This window comes from Pseudomonadota bacterium (assembly GCA_023229365.1).
In the GTDB taxonomy this organism is placed as follows: Bacteria; Myxococcota_A; Polyangia; order JAAYKL01; family JAAYKL01; genus JALNZK01.
This window is the reverse complement of sequence record JALNZK010000187.1, coordinates 1-7626: the sequence shown is the minus strand read 5'-3', so window position 1 is coordinate 7626 and position 7626 is coordinate 1. Positions and strand designations below refer to the sequence as shown.

The window sequence follows — 7626 nt, the reverse complement described above, 5'->3', positions numbered from 1 at the left end:
ATGAACCTGGCGATCAGGGGGATCGACGCGCAGATCGGCCACGGCGACACGTTCCACAACGACCGGCACCCGGACCTCAAGGCCGACTACGTGCTCGCCAACCCGCCGTTCAACGACAGCGATTGGCGCGGCGAGCTGCTCAAGGACGACAAGAGGTGGGCCTACGGTGTGCCGCCGGCGGGCAACGCGAACTACGCCTGGGTGCAGCACTTCATCCATCACGTCGCGCCCACGGGGCTCGCGGGGTTCGTGCTCGCCAACGGCTCGATGTCGTCGAACCAGTCGGGCGAGGGCGAGATTCGCAAGGCGATCGTCGAGGCGGACCTCGTGGACTGCATGGTGGCGATGCCGGGGCAGCTGTTCTACTCGACGCAGATCCCGGTGTGCCTCTGGTTCATCGCGCGCAACAAGAAGAACGGCCGGTTCCGCGACCGGCGAGGGGAGACGCTGTTCATCGACGCGCGCAAGATGGGCGCGCTGGTCGATCGCACGCACCGCGAGTTGACCGAGGACGACCACGCCAAGATCGCGGGCACCTACCACGCGTGGCGGGGAGATCCGGACGCGGGCACCTACGCCGACGTGTCGGGCTTCTGCAAGGCCGCGAAGCTCGAAGAGATCCAGAAGCACGGCCACGTGCTCACGCCCGGACGCTACGTCGGCGCGGAGGCGCAGGAGGACGACGGCGAGCCGTTCTGCGAGAAGATGAAACGCCTCACCGCAACCCTGCGCGAGCAGCAAGCCGAGGCTGCGAAACTCGAAGCTGAGATCGAGAAGAACCTGAGGGGGCTGGGGTATGGGGGGTGAGAAGTACAGCAACCCAACCATTCTGCCTTCGACCCCTGCCGATTGGGGAGTCTCTGCGATCGAAGAACTATGTGAAAGGGTGACAAGTGGCGGAACACCGCTGCGCAGCGATTCGAGTTACTACGAAGGAGGCACCCATTCGTGGTTCAAAACGAAGGAACTGAAAGACTCCATCTTGTTTGAGGCGGAGGAAAAAATTACCGACAGAGCACTTGATTTCACCTCTGCGAAGTTGTTTCCGAAAGATACCGTTTTAATGGCCATGTACGGCGATGGGAAGACCATCACGAGTCTCGGCATTTTGGGAAGAGAAGCTGCCACAAATCAAGCGTGTTGCGCCATGATTCCCGAACGCACACGTTGCGAACCGAGATTCCTATTTTACGCGCTCAAGTATCACAGGGGCGATTTCTTACAGATTGCCTCGGGTGGGGCTCAGAGAAATTTGAGCGGGGGTCTGATCCGCCGCTTTGCGATCAATGTTCCACCTTTGGAAGAACAACGCGCGATTGCCTACATCCTCGGCACGCTCGACGACAAGATCGAGCTGAACCGCCGGATGAACGAGACGCTGGAGGCGATGGCGCGGGCGCTGTTCAAGTCGTGGTTCGTGGACTTCGACCCGGTCCGCGCCAAGGTCGAGGGCCGCGACACCGGGCTCCCCAAGGAGATCGCCGATCTGTTCCCCTCGCGGTTCGTGGAGTCGGAGTTGGGGGAGGTGCCCGAGGGGTGGGGAGCGGCGGCGGTCGGCGACCTCTCCTCGCTAAATCCAGAGGCATGGTCGAAGGAGACACGTCCAGCGATCATCAATTATGTCGATCTCTCGAATACCAAATGGGGGCGAATCGAGACGGTCACGCTCTACGCACGACAAGACGCGCCGAGTCGAGCGCAGCGTGTACTGCGACCGAATGACACCATTGTCGGAACGGTGCGACCCGGCAACGGTTCGTACGCCTTCATCGCTGATGACGGGCTTACCGGGAGCACCGGTTTCGCCGTCCTTCGGCCGCTGAAAATCGAGTACGCCGAATTCGTGTATTTTGCAGCTACCGCTGTAGAGAACATCGAGACCCTCTCACATCTGGCGGACGGCGGGGCATATCCCGCCGTGCGTACAGAGGTCGTCGCAGCAACGCAGGTCGTCAAGGCAGACGACGCTGTTGTAGAGAGGTATTCGCTCATTACCAGGCCGCTGCTTGCGAAGATGGCTGAGAACGAACGCGAATCCAGCATCCTCGCCGCGATGCGCGACTCGTTGCTGCCCAAGCTGATCTCGGGCGAGGTGCGCGTGAAGGATGTTGAGTGTGTGCTGGAGGCGCGGGCATGAGCCTCGATCGGATCGTGACCAAACCGGGTGACGTGTTCCACGAGCTGTCCGTTCGTCTGTCTGCCCTACTAGATGCCGATCCTTGTGAGGCTGTGCGGCGGGCGCGAGAGATTGCTCTCGATACTCCAGATCGCTTGAAGGCAATGTGGGTCCGGGCAGCGATTCTCGTGGATGGCGGCGCGGCTACGCGACAGCAAGACGCGATCGAAGAGGGGCTGCGTCTGTTCCGCGAACTCTACGAGGCGCACCCTCATACCCTTGTCGCCTACAACCTTGCCAATGCCCTCGCTGCGATCGTCGGATACCCGCCATACTCGCATGGTTGGCTAGATCATCAGGAACGCACGCGCGAACAGCGCGCGGAGGCGCGACGTCTTTACTGGAAGGTAGCGCGGGACACTGGTGCTGAATCGAAGATCCGAACACAGGCTTGGACGAACCTTGCCAACCTACTCACGCACAGCTTCCGACTCGGTGAGGCACACGACGCCCGGCTTGCAGCACTTCAACTTGATCCCGCAAACGGGGTTGCTGCTGGCGCTGCGGCTAGAGATCTCATATGGCTTTTCAAACAAGGAGACTGCTCTGACCTCACGCGCATCGAGGCCGAAATGTTGGCCAAGATCGCGAAGGAGCATCAAGGCCATGTCAGTGAGTACGTTGGTGCGCGCACCGCAAAACAACTCGCGTCGCTGTCTGACGAACTTGGTGATCCTCCGTCTCGCTCACCGCACTCAGATCCATTCGTCCGCTGGGTGGAACGCGAACGACTGACCCTCGCCCCGGCGGTCGAACTCGTAGATCCTGCCCTGGGGAAACTGGATTGGCTTTCTCTTCCGGGCATCATGGAGCGTGAACCTGATTCATCAGGGGCAACGCCACCTCCAGTGTTTGCGATGTTCAACGTCTTGAAAGCCGACTTCATCCTGGCCCGCGATCTTGCATGGAGGGCGACAGAGGACCATGGTTGGCCCGAGACGGGGCGATTCGCCGACACTCTCGATTACGCAAACTATGGTCCGCAGTCTTCTGCGCTTGTGCTCGCGCACCGCACGGCCCTCGATCTTCTCGACAAAGTGGCTGTGACCGCGAACCATTATTTCGAAATCGGTCTAGCACCAGACAAGGTCTACTTTGGCAGGTTGTGGCGCCAGAGCAACGGCGAGAGAAGCGCCCCGAACCCACTTGTCCCGGTGGTTGAGAAAGTTGTTCGCGAAGGAGCCTACGCACTCTTCGGCCTCGCAGAGCTTGCCGAGGACTACGAAACCAAGGGCGGCATCTTGCACCCGCAGAAAGAGCTTCGGAACGCTGGAACGCACCGGTTCGTAGTGCTTCACGATCTTGGTGATCCCTCGGATGGCCGACAAGCTCCAGAGGTTGAGCGTTACCTTCAAGAACCGTTCGTTGAGGAGGTTCTTCGCGCGCTCCGCGTGGCCAGGTCAGCGATCCAGATGCTGTCCCTTGCGATTAAACAGCGCGAACGCAGAATGTTGCAGAAGACAGGTGGCCCAATCGGTGAATTGGTAGTCCCGGACCATGATTGGATTCGGGGACATGAAACGCAGAGTAAACCATGACGCACTTCACCGAATCCGTCGTCGAAGACGCCGCCCTCGCGTGGTTCGAGGAACTCGGCTACTCGGTGCTCTACGGTCCCGATCTCGCCTTCGGCGAGGCGGGCGCGGAGCGGGTCGATCCCGACTACCGCGACGTGATCCTCACGGGGCGGCTGCGCGAGGCGCTCGCGCGTTTGAACGCGGAGCTTCCCGCCGAGGCGGTCGAAGACGCCTTCCGCAAGTTCACGCGGACCGACGCGCCGACGCTGATCGAGCGCAACCGCGCCGTGCACCGGATGCTCGTCGACGGGATCACGGTGGAGTACCGCCGGGCCGACGGCTCGATCGCCGGAGCCCAGGCGCGCGTGCTCGACTTCGATAGGCCCGAGAACAACGATTGGGTCGCGGTCAACCAGTTCACGGTTTCGGAGAACAAGCACACCCGCCGCCCCGACGTGGTGCTGTTCGTGAACGGCCTCCCGCTCGCGGTGATCGAGCTGAAGAACCCGGCCGACGAGAACGCGACCGTGTGGAGCGCGTTCAAGCAGCTCCAGACCTACCAGGCGCAGATTCCGTCCCTGTTCGCGTTCAACGCGGCGCTCGTCGCGTCCGACGCCGTGGAGGCGCGGATCGGCTCGGTGGGGGCGGGCAAGGAGTGGTTCAAGCCCTGGCGCACGATCACCGGGCGCGACGACGCGGGCCACGGGATCGCCGAGCTGGAGGTCGTGCTCAAGGGCGTGTTCGAGAAGCGGCGGCTCCTCGACCTCGTGCGCTACTTCGTCGTGTTCGAGGATCTCGGCGGCGGCAAGCTCGTGAAGAAGACGGCGGGTTACCACCAGTTCCACGCGGTGAACACCGCCATCGAAGAGACGCTCCGCGCGGCGGTCCCGGCCGGGGATCGCGTCTCCGAGATCCCTGGCCGGTACGAATCATGGAACCCAGGTGGGAACCCGGGCGATCGGCGCGTCGGGGTGGTGTGGCACACGCAGGGCTCGGGCAAGAGCCTCACCATGGCGTTCTACACCGGCCGCGTCATGCTCCACCCGGAGATGCAGAACCCCACGGTCGTCGTGCTCACCGATCGCAACGACCTCGACGATCAGCTGTTCGGCACGTTCGCGCGGTGCCGCGACCTCCTGCGGTACGACCCGGTCCAGGCCACGAGCCGCACCGATCTGCGCGAGAAGCTCCAGGTCAGCGGCGGCGGCGTGGTGTTCTCGACGATCCAGAAGTTCATGCCCGACGACAAGGGCGACCGCTACCCGGTGCTCTCGGACCGACGGAACATCGTCGTGATCGCCGACGAGGCGCACCGCAGCCAGTACGACTTCATCGACGGGCTCGCGCGCAATTTGAGGGATGCGCTGCCCAAAGCCTCGTTCATCGGCTTCACCGGCACGCCGATCGAGCACACCGACGCGAACACCCGCGCCGTGTTCGGCGACTACATCAGCGTCTACGACATCCAGCGCGCGGTAGCCGACGGCGCGACCGTGCCGATCTACTACGAGAGTCGCCTCGCCAAGCTCGAGCTGAAGGAGTCCGAGAAACCCAAGATCGATCCGGAGTTCGAGGAGGCGACCGAGGGCGAGGAGGTGGACCGCAAGGAGCGGCTCAAGACCCGCTGGGCGCAGCTCGAAGCCGTGGTCGGCGCGGAGAACCGGGTCAAGCTGATCGCCCGCGACCTCGTCGACCATTGGGAGAACCGCCTCTCGTCGATGGACGGCAAGGCGATGGTCGTGTGCATGAGCCGCCGGATCTGCGTCGACCTGTACCGCGAGATCGTCGCGCTCCGCCCGGCGTGGCACGCGGACGAGGACGAGAAGGGTACGATCAAGGTCGTGATGACCGGCTCCGCGTCCGATGTTCTGGAGTGGCAAGGCCACATCCGGAACAAGCCGAGGCGCGAGGCGCTCGCCAAGCGGTTCCGCGATACGAGCCCGCCTAAAGATTCCACCGATCCGAACGACGTGTTCCGGATCGTAATCGTCCGCGACATGTGGCTCACCGGCTTCGACGCGCCAAGCCTCCACACCATGTACGTCGACAAACCGATGCGCGGCCACGGGCTGATGCAGGCGATCGCCCGCGTGAACCGCGTCTTCAAGGACAAGCCGGGCGGGCTCGTGGTCGACTACCTCGGCCTCGCCGACGAGCTGAAGAAGGCGCTCGCGACGTACACCGAGAGCGGCGGCAAGGGCGATACCGCGATCGACCAGGCCGACGCCGTGGCGATCATGCTGGAGAAGCACGAGGTGTGCTGCGGGATCTTCCACGGGTTCGACCGCTCGAAGTGGCTGACCGGCACGCCGCAGGAGCGGGTGACGCTCCTCCCGAACGCGCAGGAGCACGTGCTCGCGCAGGAGGACGGCAAGGCGCGGTTCATCCAGGCGGTGAACGAGCTGTCCAAGGGGTTCGCGCTTGCCGTGCCGCACGAGGAGGCGATCCGGATTCGCGACGACGTGGGGTTCTTCCAGGCGGTCCGGTCGGTGCTCGCCAAGAGCGAGTCGTTCGAGAAGAGGACCGACGAGGAGCTGGAGCACGCGATCCGCCAGATCGTGTCGAAGGCGGTCGCGGCCGATCAGGTGGTCGACATCTTCGCGGCGGCGGGGCTCAAGAAACCCGACATCTCGATCCTCTCCGACGAGTTCCTCGCCGAAGTGCGCGGGATGCCGCACAAGAACCTCGCGGTCGAGCTGCTCCGCAAGCTGCTCGCGGGCGAGATCAAGACGCGCTCGAAGCGCAACGTCGTCCAGGCGCGTTCGTTCGCCGAGCTGCTCGACAAGGCGGTGCGGAAGTACCAGAACCGCGCGGTCGAGACGGCGCAGGTGATCGAGGAGCTGATCCGGCTCGCCAAGGAGATGCGCGAAGCCTCGGCGCGCGGCGAGAAGCTCAAGCTCACCGACGACGAGGTCGCGTTCTACGACGCACTGGAGACGAACGACAGCGCCGTGAAGGTGCTCGGCGACGAGACGCTGCGCACCATCGCGCGGGAGCTGGTCGCCACGGTGCGGGCGAACGTCTCGATCGACTGGACCGTCCGCGAGAACGTCCGCGCCCAGCTCCGCGTGCTGGTGAAGCGCATCCTCCGCAAGTACGGCTACCCGCCGGACAAGCAGGAGAAGGCGACGATCACCGTGCTGGAGCAGGCCGAGGTGCTGTCGGCGGGGTGGGCGGCGTGAGTTCATCGGAGGACCGGTAGCAACGAAAGGCAGAAAGATGACAGAGAAGATCGTGTTCAACCTGACTCCACTCATTCATGACCTGCAGAAAAGCGTCCAGATGATAGAGGAGCTTCTCGCGAAGGACCCCCCTCAGGTTGACGAAGCTCGGAAGCTACTCGCTGTCATGCGCACAGAGCTGCCGAACATCATTTCTGCAGGACGAGGATGACCAGCGGCACCTCCTCCACCGGAAACACACCGCCGCGTTCTGGAAGCTGCTCGGGAAAATCATGCCCGACTACGAGGAGCGGCGCGCGGCGCTGCGGGGGTTCGGGGCGGGGGTGGTGTGGTGAATTCTGCTCGCTACGAATACTCGGCACCGAGTTCCGTTTCTACTGTGGCTGTATCTTGTTCCGTCGCTTGCCCCTCGCCCCAACGGCGCGCATAATTATTTCGAGCTGAACAGCCGGTCGCTTCGGCCCCGCGAGGGGCTCGGCGGACTTAGTCACCCGCGACGACGCGACCGGCAGAGCGGCTCAAGGACAAAGGACTCTCGCTTCCGCTGCGGTAACGCGGCCGGGTGACTCCCGACCGTTCGTGCCGATTGGGCGGGTGGGTTCCTCGCGAGAGTCCGACTCACCACGCCCTTCTATGAAAAAGCCTGTCAAGAGGTAACAGTTCCCCTGACCCACCAGGATCCATGCAGATCCCTGGCAGTGCGCCCGCTGTCACAATCGCGGACTGCTTGGTCCCCAAGGGAGAGCGCCGA

General features: G+C 63.3%; 5 protein-coding genes. All 5 read left to right on the top strand.

Features of this window, described 5'->3' with window-relative positions:
- Positions 1 to 807: SAM-dependent methyltransferase (locus M0R80_30250; GenBank protein MCK9463920.1), on the top strand; the 807-nt coding region annotated here is incomplete at its 5' end.
- Positions 797 to 2137: a restriction endonuclease subunit S gene (locus M0R80_30245; GenBank protein MCK9463919.1), complete on the top strand. Its 1341-nt coding sequence runs from the start codon at positions 797 to 799 to the stop codon at positions 2135 to 2137. The genes M0R80_30250 and M0R80_30245, both read left to right, overlap by 11 nt.
- Positions 2134 to 3714 carry an LA2681 family HEPN domain-containing protein gene (locus M0R80_30240; GenBank protein ID MCK9463918.1) on the top strand — a complete coding sequence of 527 codons (1581 nt, stop codon included), beginning with the start codon at positions 2134 to 2136 and terminating at the stop codon, positions 3712 to 3714. Before M0R80_30245 ends, M0R80_30240 begins: the two co-directional genes overlap by 4 nt.
- Positions 3711 to 6875, top strand: a complete 3165-nt coding sequence (locus M0R80_30235; GenBank protein ID MCK9463917.1) for a type I restriction endonuclease subunit R — start codon at positions 3711 to 3713, stop codon at positions 6873 to 6875. The genes M0R80_30240 and M0R80_30235 overlap by 4 nt, the downstream gene beginning before the upstream one ends.
- A gap of 137 nt (positions 6876 to 7012) precedes the next feature.
- On the top strand, positions 7013 to 7210 hold the full coding sequence (locus M0R80_30230; protein ID MCK9463916.1) for a M48 family metallopeptidase: 198 nt from the start codon (positions 7013 to 7015) through the stop codon (positions 7208 to 7210).
- Positions 7211 to 7626 lie beyond the last annotated feature (416 nt).